This window comes from Thorsellia anophelis DSM 18579 (genome assembly GCF_900111395.1).
GTDB classification, from domain to species: domain Bacteria; phylum Pseudomonadota; class Gammaproteobacteria; order Enterobacterales; family Thorselliaceae; genus Thorsellia; species Thorsellia anophelis.
The window spans coordinates 88,244-114,107 of sequence record NZ_FOHV01000005.1; the positions used below are offsets into that span (position 1 = coordinate 88,244).

At 36.3% G+C, this 25,864-nt stretch carries 21 protein-coding genes; 12 read left to right on the forward strand and 9 right to left on the reverse strand.

Going from position 1 to position 25,864, the window contains the following annotated elements; all coding sequences use genetic code 11:
- Positions 1 to 203: 203 nt before the first annotated feature.
- Positions 204 to 2,873, forward strand: a complete 2,670-nt coding sequence (locus tag BMW37_RS04340; protein ID WP_177168576.1) for a heavy metal translocating P-type ATPase — start codon at positions 204 to 206, stop codon at positions 2,871 to 2,873.
- Positions 2,874 to 3,082: 209 nt separating this feature from the next.
- Here the strand turns inward: BMW37_RS04340 and cysQ are convergent, their stop codons facing one another.
- From cysQ to BMW37_RS04355, 3 genes are all read right to left on the reverse strand, one after another.
- Complete coding sequence (cysQ, locus tag BMW37_RS04345; RefSeq protein WP_093318085.1) at positions 3,083 to 3,883, reverse strand: 3'(2'),5'-bisphosphate nucleotidase CysQ; 801 nt, start codon at positions 3,881 to 3,883, stop codon at positions 3,083 to 3,085.
- Positions 3,884 to 4,130: 247 nt separating this feature from the next.
- Positions 4,131 to 5,579, reverse strand: a complete 1,449-nt coding sequence (locus tag BMW37_RS04350; protein WP_218139456.1) for a TrkH family potassium uptake protein — start codon at positions 5,577 to 5,579, stop codon at positions 4,131 to 4,133.
- A gap of 116 nt (positions 5,580 to 5,695) precedes the next feature.
- On the reverse strand, positions 5,696 to 6,349 hold the full coding sequence (locus BMW37_RS04355) for a potassium channel family protein (RefSeq protein WP_093318086.1): 654 nt from the start codon (positions 6,347 to 6,349) through the stop codon (positions 5,696 to 5,698).
- Between the two features lie 250 nt (positions 6,350 to 6,599).
- On the opposite strand from BMW37_RS04355, the gene BMW37_RS04360 reads away from it, so the two are divergent.
- Positions 6,600 to 6,986 (forward strand): MerR family transcriptional regulator, encoded by a 387-nt coding sequence (locus BMW37_RS04360; protein WP_093318091.1) that lies wholly within the window; start codon positions 6,600 to 6,602, stop codon positions 6,984 to 6,986.
- A 126-nt stretch (positions 6,987 to 7,112) separates the two neighbouring features.
- The gene (gene xerD / locus BMW37_RS04365; RefSeq protein ID WP_093318223.1) at positions 7,113 to 7,997 is read left to right on the forward strand and encodes a site-specific tyrosine recombinase XerD; all 885 of its coding nucleotides are present in this window, start codon (positions 7,113 to 7,115) and stop codon (positions 7,995 to 7,997) included.
- 145 nt (positions 7,998 to 8,142) lie between these two features.
- Here the strand turns inward: xerD and BMW37_RS04370 are convergent, their stop codons facing one another.
- Positions 8,143 to 9,114, reverse strand: coding sequence for a DUF3829 domain-containing protein (locus BMW37_RS04370; RefSeq protein WP_093318092.1), 972 nt, complete (start codon positions 9,112 to 9,114; stop codon positions 8,143 to 8,145).
- A gap of 238 nt (positions 9,115 to 9,352) precedes the next feature.
- Between BMW37_RS04370 and BMW37_RS15070 the strand changes: the two genes are divergently transcribed.
- A complete protein-coding gene (locus tag BMW37_RS15070; RefSeq protein ID WP_177168570.1) occupies positions 9,353 to 9,526 on the forward strand; it encodes a hypothetical protein in 174 nt (57 codons plus the stop codon).
- Between the two features lie 234 nt (positions 9,527 to 9,760).
- On the opposite strand, the gene BMW37_RS15890 is transcribed toward BMW37_RS15070, so the two are convergent.
- Positions 9,761 to 10,039, reverse strand: coding sequence for a transposase (locus BMW37_RS15890; RefSeq protein ID WP_425441757.1), 279 nt, complete (start codon positions 10,037 to 10,039; stop codon positions 9,761 to 9,763).
- 345 nt (positions 10,040 to 10,384) lie between these two features.
- Here BMW37_RS15890 and BMW37_RS04380 point away from each other — a divergent pair, with 345 nt between their 5' ends.
- Positions 10,385 to 12,310, forward strand: a complete 1,926-nt coding sequence (locus BMW37_RS04380; protein ID WP_093318093.1) for a potassium transporter Kup — start codon at positions 10,385 to 10,387, stop codon at positions 12,308 to 12,310.
- 243 nt (positions 12,311 to 12,553) lie between these two features.
- On the opposite strand, the gene BMW37_RS15895 is transcribed toward BMW37_RS04380, so the two are convergent.
- From BMW37_RS15895 to licT, 4 genes are all read right to left on the reverse strand, one after another.
- The gene (locus BMW37_RS15895) at positions 12,554 to 12,832 is read right to left on the reverse strand and encodes a DUF4277 domain-containing protein (RefSeq protein WP_093318095.1); all 279 of its coding nucleotides are present in this window, start codon (positions 12,830 to 12,832) and stop codon (positions 12,554 to 12,556) included.
- A gap of 222 nt (positions 12,833 to 13,054) precedes the next feature.
- Complete coding sequence (locus BMW37_RS04395) at positions 13,055 to 14,380, reverse strand: 6-phospho-beta-glucosidase (RefSeq protein ID WP_093318096.1); 1,326 nt, start codon at positions 14,378 to 14,380, stop codon at positions 13,055 to 13,057.
- 159 nt (positions 14,381 to 14,539) lie between these two features.
- Positions 14,540 to 15,409 (reverse strand): Cof-type HAD-IIB family hydrolase, encoded by an 870-nt coding sequence (locus BMW37_RS04400; RefSeq protein WP_093318097.1) that lies wholly within the window; start codon positions 15,407 to 15,409, stop codon positions 14,540 to 14,542.
- On the reverse strand, positions 15,406 to 16,257 hold the full coding sequence (gene licT / locus BMW37_RS04405; RefSeq protein WP_093318224.1) for a BglG family transcription antiterminator LicT: 852 nt from the start codon (positions 16,255 to 16,257) through the stop codon (positions 15,406 to 15,408). Before licT ends, BMW37_RS04400 begins: the two co-directional genes overlap by 4 nt.
- Positions 16,258 to 17,025: 768 nt before the next feature.
- On the opposite strand from licT, the gene BMW37_RS04410 reads away from it, so the two are divergent.
- From BMW37_RS04410 to nuoH, 7 genes are all read left to right on the forward strand, one after another.
- A complete protein-coding gene (locus BMW37_RS04410; RefSeq protein WP_093318099.1) occupies positions 17,026 to 17,511 on the forward strand; it encodes an NADH-quinone oxidoreductase subunit A in 486 nt (161 codons plus the stop codon).
- Positions 17,512 to 17,513: 2 nt separating this feature from the next.
- The gene (locus BMW37_RS04415; RefSeq protein WP_093318101.1) at positions 17,514 to 18,191 is read left to right on the forward strand and encodes a NuoB/complex I 20 kDa subunit family protein; all 678 of its coding nucleotides are present in this window, start codon (positions 17,514 to 17,516) and stop codon (positions 18,189 to 18,191) included.
- Between the two features lie 88 nt (positions 18,192 to 18,279).
- Complete coding sequence (nuoC, locus tag BMW37_RS04420) at positions 18,280 to 20,076, forward strand: NADH-quinone oxidoreductase subunit C/D (RefSeq protein WP_093318103.1); 1,797 nt, start codon at positions 18,280 to 18,282, stop codon at positions 20,074 to 20,076.
- 22 nt (positions 20,077 to 20,098) lie between these two features.
- Positions 20,099 to 20,671: an NADH-quinone oxidoreductase subunit NuoE gene (gene nuoE / locus BMW37_RS04425; protein WP_093318228.1), complete on the forward strand. Its 573-nt coding sequence runs from the start codon at positions 20,099 to 20,101 to the stop codon at positions 20,669 to 20,671.
- A gap of 8 nt (positions 20,672 to 20,679) precedes the next feature.
- Positions 20,680 to 22,026 carry an NADH-quinone oxidoreductase subunit NuoF gene (gene nuoF, locus BMW37_RS04430; protein WP_093318226.1) on the forward strand — a complete coding sequence of 449 codons (1,347 nt, stop codon included), beginning with the start codon at positions 20,680 to 20,682 and terminating at the stop codon, positions 22,024 to 22,026.
- A gap of 101 nt (positions 22,027 to 22,127) precedes the next feature.
- A complete protein-coding gene (gene nuoG, locus BMW37_RS04435) occupies positions 22,128 to 24,890 on the forward strand; it encodes an NADH-quinone oxidoreductase subunit NuoG (protein WP_093318105.1) in 2,763 nt (920 codons plus the stop codon).
- Positions 24,890 to 25,864, forward strand: coding sequence for an NADH-quinone oxidoreductase subunit NuoH (nuoH, locus tag BMW37_RS04440; RefSeq protein WP_093318107.1), 975 nt, complete (start codon positions 24,890 to 24,892; stop codon positions 25,862 to 25,864). Before nuoG ends, nuoH begins: the two co-directional genes overlap by 1 nt.

Sequence of the window (25,864 nt, forward strand, 5' to 3'; positions counted from 1 at the left end):
AGCATAAACTTAACCTTACATTAAAATCCGATGTGAATACTGAGAAACATTCAGTTAAGGTTCAGATAATTAGTATGATTAAAAACACATTAACCTCCTTGGGATACAGAGGTTATTTATCTTTTGTATCAAGCAATGAGGTTCAATCCCCCCAAAACAATCATTTAAATTACCTAAATTTCACTTTAAGTGGCTTATCTTGTATGAAATGTGTAACTAAGCTCAATGAAGCTTTAACCAAGTTAGCCTTTATAGATGTGATATTTATTGACAAGAGTCAAACTATTATTGCATTTAATAAAATTGAGAACGACCTATCACAAATTGATGAATCTACAATTTACCACCTTATCATAAAAACAGTAACCGAACTTGGATATCACGCAGAAATCATTGAGCAGACTTACAGTAAATCCTTAAACCAGGTAAATGAGGTGAAAAATACTGACTATGTATTAGCTAAAAATATAAGGATGTCAAAAATAAGCACACCTCATCAAGCAGTAATTAATATGAATGAATACGAAACGAAAGAATTAACCCAGCCTAGTCTTTGCTCTCAAAATGAGTCTCTATTACTTTCTATTGAAGGTATGACGTGTGCAAGTTGTGTCGGCTCAATTGAAAAAACGCTACGCACTCTAAATGTACTAGATGAATTCCAAGTTAATTTAGCAAGTGAAACTGTATTAATCGTTGGACAATCAAAGGTATTTCCAGAAGTTATCCAAAAATTAAATGAGACAGGCTACAAAGCAACGCCCTTTAATTTACATGCCAGTGCGTCTCATTTAATATCAAATGAGAATAAGACTGACCCATTATGGTTAAAAACACTCATCTCATTAGGAACTGGAATTGCACTTATGCTTTATGGATTGATTTATGGCATGAGTTTAACTGAGTCGAACCGAATCATTTGGCTAATAATAGGACTAATAACATTAGGGCTTTTGTATTTAACAGGAGGGCACTTTTATTGTAGTGCTTGGAAAAAGCTTAAGCACAAGGAAACCAATATGGATACACTGGTTGTGCTTGGTGTCAGTGCAGCCTTTGGATATTCATTTATCCTGACCTTATTCCCTGAAATCATGCCCGAATCTGAACGACACCTTTACTTTGAATCAAGCGTTATGATTATTGGTCTAATCAACCTTGGTAAATACATTGAAAAGCGCGCAAAAAAAAGAGCGAATGCAGCATTAGAACAATTACTGGATTTAACACCGCAACAAGCAATCCTCATTTTACCTACGGGTGAAAGTCTTGTTGATTTAACCACTGTTTTACCCGGCATGTTATTAAGACTGAGAACAGGCGACAAAGTACCAGTTGATGGCATCATTCAAACTGGGGTTATAACACTGAATGAAAGCTTGTTAACTGGAGAATCTAAAGAAGTTATCGCAAAACCTAACTCCCCCGTTTACGCGGGCAGCCATGTTATCACAGGCAGCGCAACATTCTTAGCTACAGAAGTAGGGGAAAAAACGGCTCTTGCTCATATCATTAAAACAGTTCAAAAAGCACAGAGTAGTAAACCAAAACTCGCCAAGTTAGCGGATAAAGTTGCAAGTATTTTTGTCCCTTCTATCATCGCGATTGCTATCATGACTGCTTTGATTTGGTTAATATTTGGTCCTACTCCTAAATTAAGTTATGCATTACTTACATCGATTTCAGTACTGATTATAGCCTGTCCCTGCGCTCTTGGGCTAGCTGTCCCAATTTCAATTACTACCAGTGTAGCCAGAGCCGCTAAACTCGGCGTTTTGGTTGCTGATGCAAGTGTCTTGGAGCGTGCGAATAAAATTGATACTCTAGTATTTGATAAAACAGGGACGCTCACGATTGGTAAACCCTATATTGTTGAGATACTAGATTTAACTGTCTCTAATCTAAATGCCCATTTAGATACAAATGGCGATAGAATTTTCCTTGAACAACAATCAAGTGAAAAATTAATCACTGAAGTGTCATGGCTAACTGAAGCTGTCTCATTAGAAACAGGGTCAAGTCACCCACTTGCCCTTGCAATGAAGTCGGCTTTGGAAGAAAGAAACCATATTTTAACGAGCAGAGGCCTACCCCAACCTATCAATTCTATGACTAGTGAGGCGTTTGAAAATGCACCCGGTCAAGGTATTAGAGGGGTAATAGCAGACAAGCGCTACGTAATTGGAAATGCATCTTGGTTACGTGATAATCAAGTCGACATGTCGCTTTATGACACTATCACACATCAACTCAAAACTTATGAACAGCAAGGTTCTACGCTGATATATTTTTCCAAAGACAATGTCTTAACGGCAATATTTATTATTCAAGATACTCTACAAGACTCAGCAAAAAATTTACTGCATACACTCAGCCAATCGTTTGAAATCTGGTTGCTGACTGGGGATAATCAGCATAACGCTGATTTTATTGCTAAATCATTAGGGCTCTCTAATGTTATAGCTGAAGTTAAGCCAGTCGAAAAAGCCAAACACATTGAATATCTCCAATCTAAAGGGCAAAAAGTGGCTATGATTGGTGATGGTATTAATGATGCTCCAGCTTTAGCGATAGCAGAGTTGAGTATTGCAATGGGGGAAGGCAGTGATATCGCTAAGCAATCTGCTGATTATATTCTACTCAAAAATGATTTAACTAAATTACCTGAAATATTCAATTTAGCCAAGCAAGTTGAAAAAAACATGAAACAAAATTTATTTTTTGCATTTATTTATAATATTTTGCTCATTCCTGTAGCAGCTGGAATATTATACCCATTCACTGAGGTGCTACTTAGCCCTATGTTTAGTGCATTAGCGATGGCGCTATCTTCAATTACGGTAGTTATTAATGCTAATAGATTGCTTAAATGAATATCCCTCAAAAGGAGTCGATTCTTATTGTCATAGCCGAGTGTATAGATGATTAACACGTTTTATCTTCTATCGATTTTTTTAGTTTTAGCGAACTCATTTCACCATAAAACATTTAAGAATCTGATGTTTACTTTACAATCCCAGATATTAGAATTAACTCAAATAATCTTATTCCCGCCTAATTTTGCCAGTTCCTCGAATACATATTAATTAAAATCACCAAACCAGGCTTTGAAAGGTGGTGCACTAAAAGAGGGGCTTGGCGTATAATCAATTTGATTTCCTTCCCAGTCTGTCATGTTCGCTCCAGCAGCCGTTAATATCGCTTCTCCAGCTGCAATATCCCAAAGGCTAATCGAATTTGCTCGAGGGTAATATTGTATTTCCCCCTCAGCTAGCCAGCAAAATTTCAATGAGGAACCTACTGTTTTAACTTCAAAATTGTTTAATTTAGCTAATAATTCATCTATTTGTTGACAACGATGAGAGCGACTAACACTGATTTTAATTGGATTTGCCGATTTGGGCTTAATTTGTATACGCTGACCTGACATTTCTTTCCAAGCTTTATGATTAAATCCAAAATAAGTGACCTCTTTGACGGGTGCATGAATCACACCAAATACAGGCCTACCCTGGTTAATTAGGGCAATATTCACAGTAAACTCTCCATTACGTTTAATAAATTCACGTGTTCCATCTAATGGATCGACTAACCAGTAGGCTTGCCAAGTTTTACGAGTTTCAAAATCAATAAGTGATTCTTCACTCAAGATAGGAATTTGAGGCGTTAATTCTCTTAATTTTTTTGAAATAATCTTATCTGCGGCAATATCTGCATCTGTGACAGGAGAATCATCGGCTTTCTTTTCGGTTGTGTATGTTTCAACTGATTGATAAATTTCCAAAATAGCCGCACCTGCTTGTTTTGCTATCTCAATAACTGGATCACTTAATTCATCAATCCGAATATTTATATTATTTGGTATATCGTCTTGTATTATCATGTTTGACCTATCATTTGATTATTTATAGATGTGATCTCTTAATCACCTCACATTAAAGTAGAATTAGTAATAATTTAAATTATTTAAGTATCAGAATGGTTATCACACTATTCATAACAAGAATAAGCATAGTAAATTATTCATCACCTTTAGTACTTACATTCTCCGTAACGTTCAGCTTTGCTAATTACAAAATATAGAAAAACTTTATTACAATTGCCATTCACACTACTCAATAAGTTCTTGCTTAACCAATCGGCATTTTTATCTCAACATACCGTAATTTTTTATGCTGCGGACGAGCAAAAAAATAAATAAAAGTTAGAGGACCTAGCCTACCTATCATCATAACAAACATAATGATTATCAATCCAAAATCACTCAAATTTGCAGTTAACCCTCTGGATAATCCCACGGTACCTAGTGCAGAAATCACCTCAAAGGTGATATCCAAAAAAGGTGCGTCTTCTGACAAAGTTAAAATGAAAATAGCTAGCCAAGCAATTGCCATAGATAAAATAGTTAAAGAAAATGCTTTATGAATACTGCTAGGAGCAATTTCTCGATTGAATATAGAAATTTGCTCTCTGCGCCTGATGTAACTATAACTTGCCAAGATTAATAGCATAAATGTGACAACCTTAATACCACTTGCAGTACTTAACGAACCACCACCAATAAACATCAATAGAAGTGTCAACACGGTTGTAGAATCTTCCACCTGGCTATAATCTAAAGTATTAAAGCCAGCTGTTCTAGGTGATACCGCTTGAAACCACGATGCTAACCATTTACCGCTTTCGGTTAGTTTTACAAATGTATTTGGATTATTATATTCAAGTAAATATATGAGTATAAATGCCCCTAAATTAAGCCCGAGCGTACCTAAAATCATCATTCTGCTATACACAGTTAGTTTCTGCCAAGTCCGTTTACGAAGAATATCTATCCAGACTGAAAATCCTAATCCACCAACAATAATTAATACAGAGATAGTTAATGTCACCATAGGATCAGCCACAAATTGAATTAAATTATCAGCTGAGAGAGCAAAACCAGCATTATTGTAGGCGCTAATTGTATAAAAAAAGGCATGAAAGAGACCTTTAGATATACCATACTCCCCAGCCCAATAAATTGAAAGTGCACTAAATCCGATTAATTCTACTGATAAGGAAAAAATGATGACTGCCTTTGCCGTAGAGAAAATAGTATCAGAATCTGTTTGATTAAACGCTTCTTTAGCAACCGTTCGATTTAAAAATCCTAATCTCCCCCCTAAAGCAATAATCGTAACAACTGCAAACGTCATTAATCCTAACCCTCCAAACTGGATTAAAATCGCGATGACAGTCTGACCAAATATAGTAAATCTCGTTCCAGTATCAACAACGCCTAATCCAGTTACTGTTACGGCAGAAGTAGCTGTAAAAAAACTCTCTATCCAACTAATCGGTGTCGTCGTTGAGACCGGCAATTTTAATATGACAGCGCCTAATACCACTAACCCTAATATACAAAGGCTTAAAATCGCAGGAGGCGCTAATTCAATTTTTCGATTCTGCTTAGGCTTCGATGGTTTTTCGCTTAACGTATAATTAAGTTGCATATTATCTTGTTTTAAATGCACAAAGCCATTTCGTTTTTTAACTCTAAAACCTAAGCTATCTAATAACGCTTTAAATCTAGCCAACATGCCAATTAATCCTTTTTAAATTCAAAGCAAACAAAACAGAGACGAGTTTTTCAGTAAAAACTACTTCACCTTATTAGCTTGAGACTATGAGTAAACCACACTAGCTCAATTCATGATTAAGTAAATGCATTTGCAATTGATTTTAATTTTAAATGATCTGCTACTAATAATAATTTATCATGCGCATGAAGGACACTTTCATGATTAAGTGGCGTAATGATTTCGTGATGGCGCTTTAAAGCCATGGGATGAACATCGTTAAAAGCATCAAGCAGAACCGTTCCTAATGTCTGACCTGCTAAATTAGGTGAAATATGTAAAGTCACAACATAAATGCCATTTCCCATGGCAATATAATCTTCTACCATTGGGTAATTTAATGATTGTGCGACATGTATGCCCATATCTTCTTCAGGATGAATGATTTTGGCGACCCCTAGTTTCGACACAATAGTTTGATGCGCTTTTGTATTTGACTTAACCCAAATAGTTTTTGCCCCAATGTCTTGTAGAGCCAAGACAGTCATTAGACTGGCCTGCATATCTGAACCAATAGCAACGACAACCACATCACTCGCTAAAATATCTATCTCATGTAAGGCACTCAGATCGCTCGCGTCACACACAATCGATTGTGTTAAATGATCAACATATTTTTCGACTATTTTCGGATTACTGTCGACACCAGTAACTGTGTGACCTAAACGAATCAGCTCCAAACTTGTTGTAATACCAAAACGCCCTAATCCTATCACTGTAAAATGGCTCATTTACCTAGATTCCTCATAATATAGTTATCGGTCTTATCATTCATTAGATGCAAATTGCATACGGTATATTTTAAATTTTAATATTAGTTTGAAAAAATTTATACTTCATTTGAATTAGCCATAGATTCTTTTTTCTTATGCATTTTTTCTTAAAAAGTGGTATGTTAATCATAACAATATTATCACTGTTGAAAATAATCCCTATATAGTTATTAATATTTTATGGCATGCATATTTAAGGAAAGAAAAAATGAAAATAGGTGAGATTGCAAAACTTGTGGGACTTACCCCAAAATCGATTCGATTTTATGAAGCAACTCAGCTATTAGATGCCCCTTTTCGCCAAAAAAATGGTTATCGCCAGTATACACAAGCACACTTACAAACCCTAAAACTCATTAAACGTGCTAGAGATGTTGGGTTTTCACTTGAAGAGTGCCGAACATTAATAAGCTTATGGCGATCACCTTGTCGTAAAAGTGAAGATGTGAATAAAACAATCTTACAAAAAATTGAGCTTATTACCCAACAAATCAATTTATTGACTGAAGTGAAAGCAACATTAACAAAACTTTCGGACCAGTGCCCCAATAACCAACAATCCACTTGCCCAATCTTATCTGAATTATTAAAATAGGCAAGCCTCTTAATTGATTACAACCATTTTGGATAGACCATGCCAACTAAAGAGAATTCTAATCACTCGATCCTAAAGAGCAACAACGTTGATACTAAAAAGACACCACAATCAGATGACGTCAACATGATCAATGAATTTTTAGACTATCTCTGGTTAGAACACAGTTTAGCAAAAAATACAATTGACTCATATCGACTAGATTTGACTGCTGCCTCTTCATTTTTATGTTCTCAGAAATCAACACTACTACATGCTGAAAAAGAAATGCTTCAAACTATGATTAATGATAGATTTTCAGCTGAATATAAAACTAGCAGCATAGCTCGGATGATGAGTGCTATTAAACGCTTTTACCTGTATCTATATAGTCATTCACACAGACAAGATGATCCAAGCGCTAAACTCCATCCTCCAAAAATTCCTAAAAGGCTCCCTAAAGAGCTCAGTGAATCAAAAGTTGATGCGCTTTTAGCTGCCCCTAACACTGCTGATACAATAGAACTTAGAGATAAAGCCATGCTAGAGGTGCTTTATGCAACAGGGCTTCGTGTTACCGAACTCATATCTCTAACATTTAATGATATAAATTTAAATCAAGGGGTTGTTCGAGTTGTAGGTAAAGGAGATAAAGAGCGCTTAGTTCCTTTAGGAGAACATGCTATACAGTGGGTAGAAACATATTTAAATGAAGCAAGGCCTGCTTTATTCATAGATCACCGCACTGCAAATGACTCTCTATTTTTAAGTAATCGTGGCCAACAAATGACAAGACAAACATTTTGGCATAGAGTGAAGCATTACGCCTTGATTGCTGATATCGATACTAAACTCCTGTCGCCTCATGTTTTACGCCATGCATTCGCTACACACTTATTAAATTATGGTGCTGACCTACGAGTTGTGCAAATGCTATTGGGCCATAGTTCTTTATCAACGACTCAAATTTATACACATATTGCTAATGCAAGACTTCAACAATTGCACAAACAGCACCATCCACGTGCTTAAAAGTATTAATCAAGTATTAGCTCGAACTGCGATGAACTGACATACACATTTAAATATTCATTAGGTACGTTAGGCCCCTATTAACTAACATAAGTTATCAGGGGCGTACGACTGTATGTGGTTCTTGATAGAGTTATATTACCAATTATAAATTATATTTTATAAGATCATTATAGCTGTATATCATGTGATTATAAGCATCTAATACTTCTTCACCTGCATTATATCCCGTTGGGTTTGAACGAGTATTTCTATATGCACCTATAAATTTCTGAGTATCATCATAAAAATCTTTAATTTTCTTTTGCCTAAAACTATCAGGGGTTTCAGCGTCAGCTACTTTTTTAATTTCAGACAAATAACCTTCAATTTCAATTATTTGATTATTCATAATTTCTAAATTACCAGCAGTAGCCAATGCAGTTTCTGGGTCTTCAGCTATCATATCAGTCAATTTTCCACCTAGGGAAATTGAAGCAAGTGTATTGTATCCAAGTATATTACCCGAGGCTTTAAGCTCTGCTAAATCTTGTTCTTCTAATCTCATACCTTCTTTGTCAAGTGCTATCTCAAATGCTAATTCTGCTGCATCTATCGCTTTTAAATGGGGTAGTACTTTTTCCATTAGCGTTTTACCTAAAGCCCCATTATCATCTTCATACTTACGTGAGCTTACATAAGTTTCGAGTTCCAAAAAGTCCGCCTGAGCTGCATTGATGGTCGAAACAATCGATTGTGCAGCAGAGTCAAGTTCTTCAATACTTCCCTCAAATTTATTTAATATTCTATCTTGGAGGTAAGAAGCCTTACTTTTGTACTGATTCGCAGTACCATTATACATCGCTGTAAAATCCCCATTTCTCAACTGCTCAGCGATTGTAAGCCCTCCTATGCTAACATTTTGCAAAGAATTACGCCTATAAAAGTCCAAATATTCAATATAAGCATTATATTTAGTTACTGGGTAACCTGTAGCTTTTGCTTCAGTCGTTGATGTCTCTGCTTGGCTCGAATTTTTATCTTCATTAGTGTTATTAGTTTTAGCATTATCACACCCAACTACTAGCAATGCATTACATAGAATAACGCTAATCAAAGATACTTTTAAAAAATTCATAATATTTCCTAATTAAGTTTATTAAAGTGGTCAATAGTAAATGCGAATTTAAATGTGTAATCAATTATCACAATTAAATATAGTACTTAACATATTCTACTATTTTTCCTATTATTTTTTCAATATTTAACAACAAGATAATTTAATTAAAAAACGTAACCACACGACAAGCCTTGAATATACTAACAATTTATCAATGAGTTAGACTCTTTACTGTGGATTTCCTGAGCACTATAGAATGCTAAAGAGCATGAGGAATGATTCAATTCCTACTCCAATGAGAATGTACTGGTATAGGTTAGTTAATTGGAAATGTCTAACCCAAGCAAAAGGTATCGACAGTAAGCACTTTATTAAATATGCTGAGCAGTTATCAACTCATGATGCTATTGGTTTATCCATTTCACCTTAAAACCCTGTCCTTCAGGGCGAGAATATAAGGCGTAACGACGTAGTCGTATCCTTGTGGTGTCTTGTGATGTCTTTTGTTGTTCTGTATGTTTCTTGATGATAGATATTGGCGAACCACCACAATTTTCTTCAAAATAAGAAGACACCTACAAACAAGCTCTCCAAAGTTTCTTTTCTAGTTCGGTATAATATTGTTTCTAATCATTCGACCCGATACACCTTTTAAACTATTAACTCAGCTTGATATTGACACTTTAGGCTGATAATTAATTAACAAATTGACATGGTCATGTTCTTCATCAAATTCGCTTAATTTTGATTCAACATTGTCACAGACCTTACTGAATATCAGCTTCATATCTTCAATCATGGGTTGGGTAAACACACCTTTGAAATATTTATCTAAAAACACCAAGAGAGTATATATGTTAAAAATACTTTTTCTATTCTGCCTAATATCTAGGTGAATATTGCAGCTTAATTCCAAATATAAAAGGATATCGTCTTTTACCATTATTAGATAAATTTAATCAATATTTAGAGGATTTTTTCTCATTTAAATATGTACTATCTAAAATTGATAAATAGGAAGATATCAGAAAACTAAATACAGAACAGTTACAGTGAGAATTATCAACCTATGATATGAAAAACTAACAGATAGATAATCAACATAAATTAATTATCTATCTCTTGAAATATCTTTTTAGTTCAATTCATAGGCTGATTAGACAATTAGCTTTTTAATTATTTAATAAAAAATACAACTTTAAATATCAATCAGATGGAAAAAAACTTAAAAATAAAATTAATTAACAAATGGAATATCACCAGCTCTAATGCTTATAAAGGATTCAAAATGGCTCATAATATTTTACCCGTAAGTCATGCTACCTATACTAATAAAACAATAGGTACGACTAAACCTAATTCATCGGATAAAAAACATTCATTTTTATTTATTGCAGCACTCGGTGTTGTATTTGGTGATATAGGTACGAGTCCACTATATACCTTTAACGTATTACTTGGCATGACCGAGGGATTAAATACATCAACAAATACGATTTTAGGATTAGTATCGCTTATCCTTTGGACATTAATTCTCATCACATCAGTTAAATATGTTTCTATCGTGCTTAAGATAAATAATCATGGGGAAGGAGGGCTACTTGCACTAATGTCTCTGATTATTAAAACTGGTTATAAGAAAAGTTGGATTATCTTTGCTGGGTTAATAGGCGCAGGACTACTCTATGGTGATGGTGCATTAACACCTGCAGTTTCTATATTATCAGCATTAGAAGGTCTTCAGGTTGCTTTTAACTTCGACCACAAAATTATCGTTCCTATTGCAATCACGATTTTGGTAGTACTTTTTTCAATACAACCATTTGGCACAGCTAAAGTTGGTAGAGTTTTTGGCCCTATTATGGTAGTTTGGTTCACCATATTGGCCATTATAGGGATTGTCAATATCATCCATTATCCAACAATTTTACGAGCTACAAACCCTTACTACGCATTTTATTTTCTATCTAATCATATTGGGATCAGTTTTGCTATTTTAGGTGCTGCATTTTTATGTGTGACTGGTGCTGAGGCGCTTTATGCAGATATGGGGCATTTTGGAATTAAACCTATAAGACAAGCATGGTATTTTTTAGCATTTCCAAGTTTATTACTTAATTATGCTGGGCAAGGAGCGTTTGTTCTTCAATCAGGAATTACGCAAAATATTTTTTTCAACATGGTGCCTGAATACTTAGTGATTCCATTGGTAATACTTGCAACAACAGCAACTGTCATAGCTAGTCAAGCCCTAATCACAGGCGCATTTTCGCTTTCAAGGCAAGCCATCCAATTAGGATGGTTACCTAATATGAGAATTATCCATACCTCTGAATCAGGATCTGGACAAATTTATATTGGTGCAATCAACTTATTGCTTTTTTCACTTTCTATTTTACTGATTCTACATTTTAAATCCTCTGCAAATCTAGCAGCAGCTTATGGAATTTCGGTTTCTATAATGATGCTAATAACAACTTGTTTATTAGCAATTGCTATGCGAAAAATTTGGTCATTATCGTACTTATTGATAGGGCTAATTATAGGCATTTTCTTGATTATTGACGGTATGTTTGTAATAGCTGGCTTAGCTAAATTTTTTCATGGAGGGTACCTGCCTATTTTACTCTCATTATGTTTTTTTCTGATCATGTCAATCTGGCGTAAGGGGTTTACTAGTTTAAACAAACTCATATTTAAGAAAAAAATTGAATTTGATTACTATTTTAGTGACATTAAAAATAAAGCAATCCCACGTGTTGAGGGCGTTTCAGTGTTTATTACTCATGCACAAGAATCGGTTCCTCCTATTTTAAGCTGGCATGTAGAAAGAAACAAATCACTTACAAAATCAATCATTTCAATTACTATAATCAGTGATAATATCCCATGGATTACTGATGAAACTCGTACTAGCATAATACAAAGAAGTGAAGGTTTCTACCATATAAATGCACACTTTGGCTTTATGGAAAAAATAGACATTCCACTTTTACTATCAAATCTTAACATTATGAATTTTAATCAATATAAGGATAGCGCAACCTATTACGTTAGTTCTGAATCTATCGTAGTTAGACAAAAAAATAAAATCATGCCCAAATGGCAAACTTTAGTATTTGCCTGGTTAGTTCGTAATAGCATAAAGACAAGTGATTCACTTCATTTACCTAATGAGCAAGTTGTTGAGATTGGACGTAGAATTGCGCTTTAATTCACTTTTTAATATAAGTAATTAATTGATAATGAAATTCAAATGAGTTTCCTGTCTGATTTTCACAAATCAAAATATGGGCAAGTTGAGGTACATCCATTTTATAATCTCGACTATATCCATAAGTTAGATTAATGACCTCAATCTCTATACGCTTTTTTTGATACTTAGCAATGAGCGCTCGAACCATCAATATTAAGAAACGCTAGAAATAATTGTAATTTTCTAGCTCCATCAGTGTGATTATTTTATACCCTCTGAAAAATGTAGCTCATCTAGTAATCTAGAAATGGTTTTACAATTAAAATTGGAATCCTTGATATCTTTGCTTTTGAATACGTGTTGAAGAGGCAAATTAGTGGCGTACTTTTGAATATCATAGACGGGTATATCACACCCCATATCAAGCTTATTTAGCACCATTACGAAGACAAGTTGGCCATAGGTAAATTTATGCTTATGCTTTGGCAGAGCAGTATCAATGATAGAGATAAAAAAATAGAGTATGAAAACAGAGAACATTACGATTGGAACACTAAAAAATTCACTGCTACAGCAATCACTTACAATCTTTTGCCATATGGAGTTGATAATGCACTAAAATCCATATCTTTCGGGGGACTCATGTGAGCTAATTGATGCAATGCATCACCAAAACTTATCAGCATGCCATGCTTAATCTATCACTAAAGCTCACCATAACAAATTCTAGATAATACTGTTACAGTGAGCGGTATCAAGTGATTATTTAAAAAACTGAGGTAAATAATCTTTATTAACTTCAAGAATTTCATCTAATAAAGCTTTAGCAACTTTACCACTTGGCACAAGTGGATTTAGTGTTAAAGCTTGAAGAGCTGCGCCATAATTTCCTGTAACAGCAGCTTCTACGGTCATCTGCTCAAAACTTTTCATCAAGGCTACTAGCCCACTCACTGTTGGCGGTAATTCAGGAAAATTAAGTGGAATTGCACCATAGGTCCCAACAACACATGTTGCTTCTATAGCGCTATTATCAGGAATATTACGAATTGTGCCATTGTTGCGGACATTGACTGTCATTAGCTCATGGCTATTATTATAAATAGCACTGATCAAATTACAAGCTGCATCAGAATAATGGGCGCCACCACGTTGTTCTAGTTGCTTAGGTTTTACAGTGAGTTCTTTATCTTTATATAGTTCAAATAATTCAGCCTCAACTGCCTTAACTGTTTCTGCTCTAGTACCATTACTCTCATAATCGTGTAATTGCTTTTCAAGAACGTCACTAGTTGAGTAATAATATTGATGATAAAAACAAGGAATGACACCTAAATGCCTAATCTGTTCTGTTTGCCATGGAATATCTTGGATATTGACGGGCTTGGATGCAGCATCATATTCTAGATTATTTAACACTTCCTGTAACTTATCTTCACCATCTACCCATACATTTGTACCGTAAATAAAATGATTCATACCTACCATTGGAAACAAGAAGTCTTTTTCCTCTCGACCCAAAATTTCAGCTACCATTTTATTCATCCCGATAGGGACATTACATAACCCAATTGTTTTAATCTTGCTATGTTTCAAAACTGCTTCGGTCACAATACCAGCAGGATTGGAAAAATTAATTAACCATGCATTCGGACATAACCGTTCCATATCTCGACAGATATCTAATATAACAGGGATTGTTCTAAGCGCCTTGGCAAACCCGCCTAGTCCATTCGTTTCTTGACCTAGTAAACCATGCTTAAGCGGAATGCGTTCATCTCGTATACGCGCATCTAACATACCAACACGAATTTGGGTTGTGACAAAATCAGCATCTTTAAGAGCTTCTTTACGATCAAAACTTAAATGCACAGTGCATTTAATTCCTGCCTTTTCTACCATACGCTTTGCTAATTGGCCAACGATTTCTAATTTTTCACGCCCACCCTCAACATCAACTAGCCAGAGTTCTGTTATAGGTAATTTACTATGTCGTAAAATAAACCCTTCAACTATTTCAGGCGTGTAAGAACTCCCGCCGCCAATAGTAACAACTTTTAATTTTTTGCGTGTGTTCGAATCAGTCATTCATCACCTCATGTTAAGCAATATTAACCATACAAACTAGTCAGAAATAGGCTTTAGCTGCTAAAGCCATCTCGTACATATTTATTTATGTGCGTATCCTAGAGTATCAATTAATAAGAGGAATAAATCAACCTTTCCAAGGTGATTTTTTGAGAGTATTTATTCCTTCAAAATATGCTTATTAATGAATACGCCAACACCACTATTAGCCACATCTAAAGTCACATACTGGCATAAAGCCTTGATTTCGTCAGAAGCATTCGCAACCGCAACTGGCACATCAACTACTTTAAGCATATCAATATCATTTGCAGCATCACCGATACCATAACTTATTTCTGTTGGAAATTGTTTCAGATAAGATTCGATAGCAATTCCTTTTGAGGCTTTTGGATTAACGATTTCAAGGTTAGTAGGAAACGAGCTATAATAAGAGAGCCCCAAGCTATCTAAAAGATTATTAAGTGCGACTAAACGATGGGTATCGGGTTCCATTATCTCTATCTTAACAACTTTGATGGAGGGGTTATTCTGGAAAAAACTGAGGGGGGACTCTATATGCTGACATTCATGGGTAAAATAGGTCTCTTTAAACGCTATCGCTTTTCTACCAAAATCTCCTAGTTCATAAAAAACCGGTTTTAATCGTTCAAAGTGAGTCTGATAGTTCACAATAGGTCTTAGATAAATTTCTTCACTTGTATGACAATGATAAAATAGATCCAATTCTTCAATCAGAGGGATAATCAATTCTAACTCATTTAACGTTAAAATGTGTTCGTAAATAGGCTGTTGTCCATAGTGCTGATAACCTGCGCCATTTGCGAAAATTAAATCGCATTCAAGTCCATTAGTTTGATTTAATTCTGCTAATTGAGAAGCGCTTCGCCCACTGACAAAAACAAAACGGTTACCCTTTATTTGAAATGCTTTCACTGCATCAAGGTTCAATTGTGAAACTGGCTCGTTATAATGGCAAAAGGTACCATCAACATCACAAAATACAGTATGCTTAACAATATGTGTCATGATTTTTTCTCCTGATGATCTTTTCTGATCCTCTCGATATGTATAGATAAAAACATTCTTTCGTCTTTAGTTAATGCTTGTTTGTAATGTTTGATAATATAAGCCTCAATTGACTCTACACATTGATAAGCTTGTGGGTAAAGTAGCTTAACTTCTTCATGAAGGGTTGAATCTTCGGAATCAACCGGCTGGTGACCAATCATTCTTTGGGCAAAAAATCTCAAGTGCGTGACAAACCGTTGATAACTTAATGACCCTTCGTCGAATTCAATATGCAATTGATATTTTACAATTTGAAGAATGTCTTGCATTAATTTAGTTAAATGTGTAATCGAACTATTAAGGTTTGGATTACTCTGCTGAGCATTAACAAAGTGTATAGCAATGAAACCCGCTTCATCGAATGGTAATTTTACCTGTAATCTTTTTTCTATGAGATCTAATGCTTCAATGCCGAGTTGAATTTCTCTAGGATAAAGACGTTTAAGCTCCCAAAACATGATATTCTCAACTACAATTCCCTCCTTAAGCCTTTCAATAGCAAAATGGCAATGATCAGTTAGTCCAATATAAATCATTTCATGTAACTTCCCTAATCGAGACTCAGCAAGCTGAATAATTTGAGCAACTGTTGTCATAATTTCCAAAGGGATCTGGCTGAGCAACTCAGATAAATGCGCAATTAATTGATGGTTTGAATTAGAAAAAATCTTTTCTATTTTGCATTCTTCGATTTCATCCCCTACTTGTTTTTTAAATGCAATCCCTCTTCCCATAACCACTTGTTCAATATTTCTTTCATTTTTTATGAGAACAACATTATTGTTTAAAATTTTTGTAATACGCATTTGATATAGTCTCATGAATGGGTATCGACCAAAAAACAAAAAAACCTGATAAAGAGTATCGCAATACACGATACACCTTATCAGGTTTTGCCTGTTATAAAAAACAGTAACAATCCAATTTTTACCTATTAACTCACAAATCACAATAACTTAGTATTTGAACATCTACTACTCAGATAAAGTTATCTATACTCTACACACTGTTTGGTATCCTCTTAATTAAATTTAAGAGCTGTAGTTTAATACTATCTTTAATAATATCAATCTTTAATAATATCAATGAATCTCCATAATGATAACTGGAATAGATTTACATAACTAGGGTAAATTGAAAAAAAATGCTGAACTGGAACGAAGATCACACTTTAACCTTTTTTATAAACATAACTTCATAGATTAAGAAATCGATTTAAGAAGCATTTATTTTAAAGGTTTTGAATAAATTAACTTAGCTGTCTAGATAATTTTTCCCTTTTTTACTCAAATATGTATAAAACACCATCAAACTGGTTAAATTAAATACAGATATTCATGGTGATTTAATTATTTTTAAATATAAGTAAATATTTTGTGAGCTAGATAAAGACGACAAGCAAGATAAAATGTTATACTAAGTTATGTTTATAATCTTTACATAGGGGGTTGTTTATTCTTCTCCTAAAGATTAAGCTATCTATCGTTAATATTAAATATGATGTTTTTGAACCATTAAAAATGTTTATTATCGAATCTAATCAATTTTAATGACACATTAATGAGTGATTACTTATGTCTACCAATCTTTTAGCCCAGCACTGGTCTTTAACAATTTTTATTCTAGGCGGTTTAGGTTTATGTTGCTTCATGCTTTTAGGTGGATACCTATTAGGTGGCAGGGCTCGTGCTAGAGCAAAAAACACCCCTTTTGAATCAGGGGTAGATTCAGTTGGTTCAGCTCGTCTTAGGATGTCAGCCAAATTCTATCTTGTTGCCATGTTCTTTGTCATCTTCGATGTAGAAGCTCTTTATTTGTTTGCTTATGCAGTGGCAATACGTGAAAGTGGTTGGGTAGGATTTATTGAAGCATTAGTCTTTGTTCTAATTCTTTTAGCAGGCCTTATATATCTTGCTAGAATTGGAGCATTAGATTGGGCACCTTTAAGATCTCGCCGTACTCAAATCAAAGCAATTGATATGAAAATCGATCATGCTGTACACAATCCGAACCCTAAATACGCTATTTCTCCCACTAACAGCAGTAAAAGTGAGGCTTAATCATGGAATATACGCTAACTCGCGTTGATCCGGACGGTGAAAACAACCGTTATCCGCTACAGAAACAAGAAACCGTTCAAGACCCTTTAAAACAAGATATCGGTCGGGGCATATTTATGGGCAAACTTGATCATGTTCTTAAAGATATGGTCAATTGGGGAAGAAAAAATTCTCTATGGCCATATAACTTTGGCTTATCTTGCTGCTATGTTGAAATGGTAACATCATTCACTGCAGTTCATGACGTGGCTCGTTTTGGTGCCGAGGTACTAAGGGCCTCTCCTCGCCAGGCTGATTTCATGGTCGTTGCAGGAACACCCTTTTTAAAAATGGCACCTGTAATCCAACGTTTGTATGAGCAGATGCTTGAGCCAAAATGGGTAATATCTATGGGAGCATGTGCTAATTCAGGTGGTATGTATGACATCTATTCAGTAGTACAAGGTGTTGATAAATTCTTGCCTGTAGATGTTTATATCCCAGGCTGCCCACCAAGGCCTGAAGCTTATATGCAAGCTCTTTTGCTATTACAAGAGTCGATAGGAAAAGAAAGAAGACCTTTATCTTGGGTTGTAGGAGATCAAGGCGTTTATAGAGCTAATATGCAATCTGAAAAAGAGCGTAAACGTGCAGAACGTATTGCTGTAACCAATCTTCGCTCTCCTGATAATGTAGAATAAAACAGGTTCAACTGCCAGACTAGTTTGGCAGTTTTTTTATTTAACACTACGATATTAAATGTATTAATAGCCCTGAAGGGTAGAAATTATGACTGATACAACTCAAGATACTTCGCTTCTAACATGGCAAACTCAAGATCAAGCGCACGATCCAATCATTGCAGATCTGTTGCAACAGTTTGGCCAAGAGACATTTTGCTTGCAACCGACAAGAACTGGCATGCCTGTTGTCTGGGTAAAACCTGAGCGCATTATCGATGTAATGACTTTTTTAAGAAAAGTGAGTAAACCATACACTATGCTATTTGATTTACATGGTGTTGACGAACGCTTAAGAACCCATAGGCATGGTTTACCTGATGCAGAATTCACTGTTTTTTATCACCTGATATCTGTTGAGCGAAACACTGATATCATGTTAAAAGTAGCATTATTCGAAGCAAACTTACGTACCCCTACTATCACCAAACTATATCCAAATGCCAATTGGTATGAACGTGAAACTTGGGAGATGTTCGGTATTAAATTCGATGGACATCCAAATCTAACCCGAATAATGATGCCACAATCATGGGAAGGTCATCCTCTTCGTAAAGATCATCCTGCCAGAGCAACTGAGTTTGATCCTTTTGTACTAACGAAGCAAAAAGAAGATTTAGAAATGGAGTCTCTAAAATTCAAGCCCGAAGAATGGGGTATGAAAAGAGGCACTGAGAATGAAGACTTCATGTTTTTAAACTTAGGACCTAACCATCCTTCCGCTCATGGTGCATTTAGAATTGTATTACAATTAGACGGTGAAGATATCGTTGATTGTGTTCCTGATATTGGATACCATCACCGCGGCGCTGAAAAAATGGGAGAACGCCAATCTTGGCATAGTTACATCCCTTACACAGATAGGATTGAATATCTCGGTGGTTGCGTTAATGAAATGCCATACGTACTAGCCGTTGAAAAACTTGCTGGTATTGTTGTACCAGAGAGAGTTGAAGTCATTAGAGTTATGCTCTCTGAATTATTTAGAATCAATAGTCATCTTTTATATATTTCAACTTTTATACAAGACGTTGGTGGAATGACGCCTGTGTTTTTCGCTTTCACTGATAGACAAAAAATTTATGATTTAGTTGAAGCGATTACTGGTTATCGTATGCATCCAGCTTGGTTTAGAATTGGCGGAGTTGCTCATGATTTACCGAATGGATGGGAACGTTTATTACGTGATTTCTTAGATTGGATGCCAAAGCGTTTAGATTCATACGTTAAAGCTGCATTAGAAAATACAATTTTGAAAGGTCGTTCAATCGGTGTTGCAGCTTATAATGCGCAAGATGCCTTAGACTGGGGCGTAACGGGTGCAGGATTACGTGCTACAGGGATCGCATTTGATGTAAGAAAGTGGCGCCCATATTCTGGTTATGAAAACTTTGATTTTGAAGTTCCCGTTGGAAATGGCATAAGTGATTGTTATAGCAGAGTGATGTTAAAAGTTGAAGAATTGCGCCAGAGTCTACGCATTTTAGATCAATGCTATCATAATATGCCATCGGGTCCTTTTAAAGCTGATCATCCACTGACAACGCCACCGCCAAAAGAGCGTACGTTACAGCATATTGAGACCTTGATTACGCATTTCCTACAAGTCTCATGGGGCCCTGTAATGCCCGCAAATGAATCATTCCAAATGATAGAGGCAACGAAAGGCATTAATAGCTACTACTTAACAAGTGATGGCAGCACAACAAGTTACAGGACGAGAATTCGTACACCTAGCTTTCCTCACCTTCAGCAGATTCCTTCTGTTATAAGGGGGAGCTTAGTTTCCGATCTAATTGTTTATTTAGGTAGCATCGACTTCGTTATGTCAGATGTCGATCGTTAAGATACAAAATGGTGAAATTATCATGAGTTCAACAACTAATAACGCGCATGAGGTGCATATCCCGGTTGTCGATTTAACGACAGAGAAATCAGGATGTCAATGCACTTGTAGTGGCGAAAAATCCAATTTCACGCTTACACAAGAGGAGCGTGTTGCAATAGAAGCTGAGAAGCATCATTATGAAGACCCTCGTGCTGCCTCAATTGAAGCACTCAAAATTATCCAAAAACATAGAGGTTGGGTACCTGATGGTGCAATCTATGCAATTTCCGATATTTTAGGAATTTCATCTGGAGATGTGGAAGGAGTAGCAACATTCTATAGCCAAATTTATCGCCAACCAGTTGGTCGCAATATTATTAGATATTGTGACAGCGTTGTCTGTTTCATAACAGGTTTTCATGATATTTTATCCGCTATTGAATCACATCTTGATATTAAACCAGGTCAAACTACACCTGATAACCGGTTTACACTCCTTCCAACTTGCTGCTTAGGCAATTGCGATAAGGGGCCAACGATGATGATCAACAATGATACACATAGCCATTTAACACCGGAATCAATTCCAAGTTTATTGGAGCGCTACCTATAATGAACCATGTGAAAACAATTATACGCACCGCAGAAACTCATCCACTAACCTGGCGTATTCGTGATGATAATCAACCTGTGTGGATTGATGAATATCGCAGTAAAAATGGTTATGCAGGCGTTCAAAAAGCACTTACAACAATGTCACCAGAAGAAGTTGTAGAACTGGTAAAAAATTCTGGTCTCAAAGGTCGTGGCGGCGCTGGCTTCTCTACTGGAACAAAGTGGAGTTTAATGCCTAAAGATGAAAATATGAAGCTGCGTTATTTATTGTGTAATGCTGATGAAATGGAACCAGGCACCTATAAAGATAGATTGCTGATGGAAAACCTGCCTCACCAATTAGTAGAAGGGATGATAATTTCAGCGTATGCACTAAAAGCTTATCGTGGTTACATATTTCTTCGTGGCGAATATGTAGAAGCAGAACAAAGGTTAAGACGTGCTATAGAAGAAGCTAAAGCAGCTGGCTTTATGGGTAAGAACATTTTAGGCACTGGATTTGATTTCGAACTTTTTGTACATACAGGCGCAGGGCGATATATATGCGGTGAAGAAACAGCCTTAATTAACTCTCTAGAAGGCCGTCGTGCAAACCCACGTTCAAAACCGCCCTTCCCTGCCTCTTCTGGTGTATGGGGAAAACCTACCTGTGTTAATAATGTTGAAACTCTGTCAAACGTACCTGCGATTCTACAAAATGGGGTTGACTGGTATATAGGTCTTTCTGCTGGCAAAAGTAATGATGCTGGTACCAAAATGATGGGTTTTTCTGGAAAAGTAAACAATCCAGGTGTATGGGAATTACCCTTTGGTACAACTGCACGTGAAATCCTTGAAGATTACGCTGGTGGGATGAGAAATGGATTGACTTTAAAAGCTTGGCAACCTGGCGGCGCAGGAACAGATTTTTTATTGGACAGTCACCTTGATTTGCCAATGGACTTTGAAAACATTGGAAAGGCAGGGAGCCGCCTTGGAACAGCCCTTGCTATGGCAGTTGATAATGAAATCAACATGGTTTCTTTAACACGCAATTTAGAACAGTTTTTTGCAAGAGAATCATGTGGTTGGTGTACTCCATGCCGTGATGGCTTACCTTGGAGTGTCAAATTACTTCAAGCGATAGAACGAGGTGAAGGTCAACCTGGAGATATTGAAACGCTTGAGCATATTTGCCGTTCCCTTGCTCCAGGTAAAACATTCTGTGCACATGCACCTGGTGCAGTAGAACCATTACAAAGTGCCATTAAATATTTTCGCCACGAATTTGAAGCGGGAATATTGCAACCGCTAGGTAACACGCGAAATATAATGGGCATACAAGCTAATAATTTGTTAAAAACTCGTTGGTAATTTATTGATGTGGTAAAAGGCGTTTATTTTGCCAGTTAAAATCAATAAATTTTGGATAAATCGTATTCGCTTAGACTATAAGCTGTAGGAAAATATCGATTATGGCTACGATTCATGTAGACGGAAAAGAATATGAAGTTAATGGTTCAGACAACCTATTACAGGCTTGTTTATCACTTGGCTTAGATATTCCCTATTTTTGTTGGCACCCTGCCTTAGGTAGTGTTGGTGCTTGTCGCCAGTGTGCTGTTAAACAGTATGCTAATCCTGAAGATACTCGCGGAAGATTAGTCATGTCATGCATGACCCCTGCGGCTGATAATACTTTTATCTCAATTGATGATAATGAAGCTAAAGTATTTAGGGAAAGTATTGTCGAATGGCTTATGACAAACCATCCTCATGACTGTCCTGTGTGTGAGGAAGGTGGTAACTGTCACCTACAAGATATGACAGTAATGACCGGTCATAGTTTCAGGCGCTATCGTTTTACTAAGCGTACACATCAAAACCAAGAACTTGGTCCATTTATTTCACATGAAATGAATAGATGTATTGCATGTTATCGCTGCGTAAGATACTACAAAGACTATGCTGATGGCACTGATTTTGGCGTGTATGGTGCGCATGACAATGTCTATTTTGGTCGTCCTGAAAGCGGCACTTTAGAAAATGAATTTTCAGGTAACCTTGTCGAAGTTTGTCCAACAGGGGTATTTACAGATAAAACACACTCTGAGCGTTATAACCGTAAATGGGATATGCAGTTTGCGCCTAGTATATGCCAACAATGTTCAGTAGGTTGCAATATCAGCCCAGGCGAACGTTATGGTGAATTAAGGCGTATAGAAAATCGATATAATGGCAGTGTGAATCATTATTTCTTATGTGATAGAGGACGTTTTGGGTACGGTTATGTCAATTTAGCCAATAGACCAAAACATCCTGTACAAAAACGAGGCCAGGACGCTATCACATTGACCCAGCCAGCACAAGCAATTGAGGGTACTGTTGATTTATTACGTAATGCAAAACGAGTGATAGCAATAGGTTCTTCACGTGCAAGTATCGAAAGTAATTTTGCTCTGCAATCCTTGGTCGGTAAAGAAAACTTTTTTGCTGGTGTCAATCGTTTAGAACTAAGCCAGCTCACTTCAATTAATAACATTTTAAATAGCAGCGCAATACATACGCCAAGTCTAAAAGAAATTGAAAGTTATGATGCTGTTTTGATTTTAGGTGAAGACATTACACAAAGCGCAGCACGAATCTCACTCGCAGTCAGACAAGCAGTAAAAGGTAAGGCAAAAGCAATGGCTGCAGCCCAACGTGTTGCAGATTGGCAAATTGCTGCGATTCAAAACATAGGCCAGCGTGCTAAATATCCGTTATTCATCACAAGCACTCATCAAACCAGATTAGATGATATTGCCGCATTGCACATCAACACAGATGTCAATTCTCAGGCTTCTATAGGTTTTGAGATAGCTCATGCCATTGAAAATAATGCACCAAAAGCTAACTCGCCTGATTTAATAGCAGATCACAAACAAGAAATTGACTTGATTGTTCAAGCGTTGATGGGAGCGAAAAAGCCGCTAATCATTACAGGAACAACACCTCAAAATAGCGCACTGATAGAAGCGGCTGCGAATATTGCAAAGGCATTAAAAACTAAAGAAATAGAAGTCGGAATCACTTTTGTTGCATCTGATGTAAATAGTATGGCTATGCCAATTTTAACCCAAAATAGTCTAGATGATGCTTTAAGTGAAATCGCACAAGAGAAAGCAGATGTTTTGATCGTGTTAGAAAATGACATTTATCGCCATGCGCTAAAATCCACAGTTGATGCTGCATTTTCTAAACTAGCTAGATTAGTTGTGATTGATCATCAACACACGGAGTTGATGGATAAAGCAAAAATAATCTTACCAGCAGCGAGCTTTGCTGAAAGCGACGGTACCGTTATTAATCAAGAATTTCGGATGCAACGCTTCTTCCAAGTCTATGACCCGACCCACTATGATAAATCAGTCATGATGCATGAAAGTTGGCGATGGATTGCGGCGATTACTAGTGCTTATAAAGGTGAAGAAACCTGTTATAGTACACTTGATGCAGTCATTAAAGCTTGTGAAGCTGCCTATCCTGCACTTAAAGGATTATCAAGTGTTGCACCAGATGCTAACTTCCGTGTTGAAGGTCAAAAGCTTGCTCGTTCACCTCATCGCTATAGCGGCAGAACGTCTATGCTTTCAAACATCAGTGTGCATGAACCAAGACAGCCCCAAGATATTGATACACCGTTTGCGTTTTCAATGGAAGGGAATAACCAACCAAGTGCAGAAAGAAAAGACATTCCATTTGCTTGGGCACCAGGTTGGAATTCACCACAAGCATGGAATAAATTCCAAGCTGAAGTTGGTGGTGATCTAAAATTTGGTAATCCTGGCACTCGTTTAATCGAAGCTGGGGAAGATAACTTGGCATATTTCCAATCTACTTCAATAAGAAAACAATCTGAAGATAAACTTAGTATTGTCTCAATACCACATTTATTTGGAACAGATGAGCTATCGTCAAAATCACCAGTTGTTCAATCTCGCATGACTAAGCCTTATGTTAAAATGCATCACTCCGTTGCAGCAAAATATAACATCACTGAAGGTGATGCAGTTGAGCTAGTGATAGGTCAAGAGGCTTATCGATTAATTGCAACAATAGATGAATCATTTTGCTTAAATGCAATTGGCTTACCTCTTGGATTTAAACATTTATCACTGGCACTTGGTCAAGAAACCGTTACAACAATAAACGTTTCTACTCCTAAAGCCACTATGCAACATGAGGAGACGCTATAATGGGATGGTTAACACCTGAGATCCAAGCCATTATGATTTCCGTACTCAAATCAGTCACTATTTTATTAGTGGTGGTGATATGCGGTGCATTAATGAGCTTCTTTGAAAGACGCTTACTTGGCTTATTCCAAGGTCGTTATGGACCTAATCGTGTCGGTTGGGGCGGCTCTTTGCAGCTTGTTGCTGACATGCTAAAAATGTTCTTTAAAGAGGACTGGGTTCCTAAATTTTCGGACAGAATGCTCTTTACGATAGCCCCTGTTATTGCTTTTGTCTCTTTACTTTTAGCGTTTGCAATTGTACCCATTACCCCTAACTGGGCAGTAGCAGATCTCAATATTGGTTTGCTTTTTTTCTTCATGATGGCAGGCCTTGGCGTCTACGGCGTACTTTTTGCAGGCTGGGCGAGTAATAATAAATACTCGCTGTTAGGAGCAATGCGTGCATCAGCTCAAACGTTAAGCTATGAAGTATTTCTAGGCTTGTCGTTATTAGGTGTTGTGGCACAAGCTGACTCATTTAATCTAATGCAAATCGTCAATTCACAGCAAACACTGTGGAATATTATCCCTCAATTTTTTGGCTTTGTAACATTTGCAATTGCTGGAGTAGCTGTGTGTCATAGGCATCCATTTGATCAGCCAGAAGCTGAACAAGAAATTGCCGATGGATACCACATCGAATATGCCGGTATGAAATTTGGTCTTTTCTTTGTAGGTGAATATATTGGTATTGTGACTGTATCAGCTCTGATTGTTACCTTATTTTTCGGTGGATGGCATGGTCCATTTTTACCGCCATTTGTGTGGTTTGCACTGAAAACAGCTTTCTTTATGATGATGTTCATTTTAATCAGAGCCTCATTGCCAAGACCTCGCTATGATCAAGTGATGTCATTTGGCTGGAAAATTTGCTTACCATTAACATTAATTAATTTAATGGTGACCGCATTTATCATACTTTTAAATAACTAA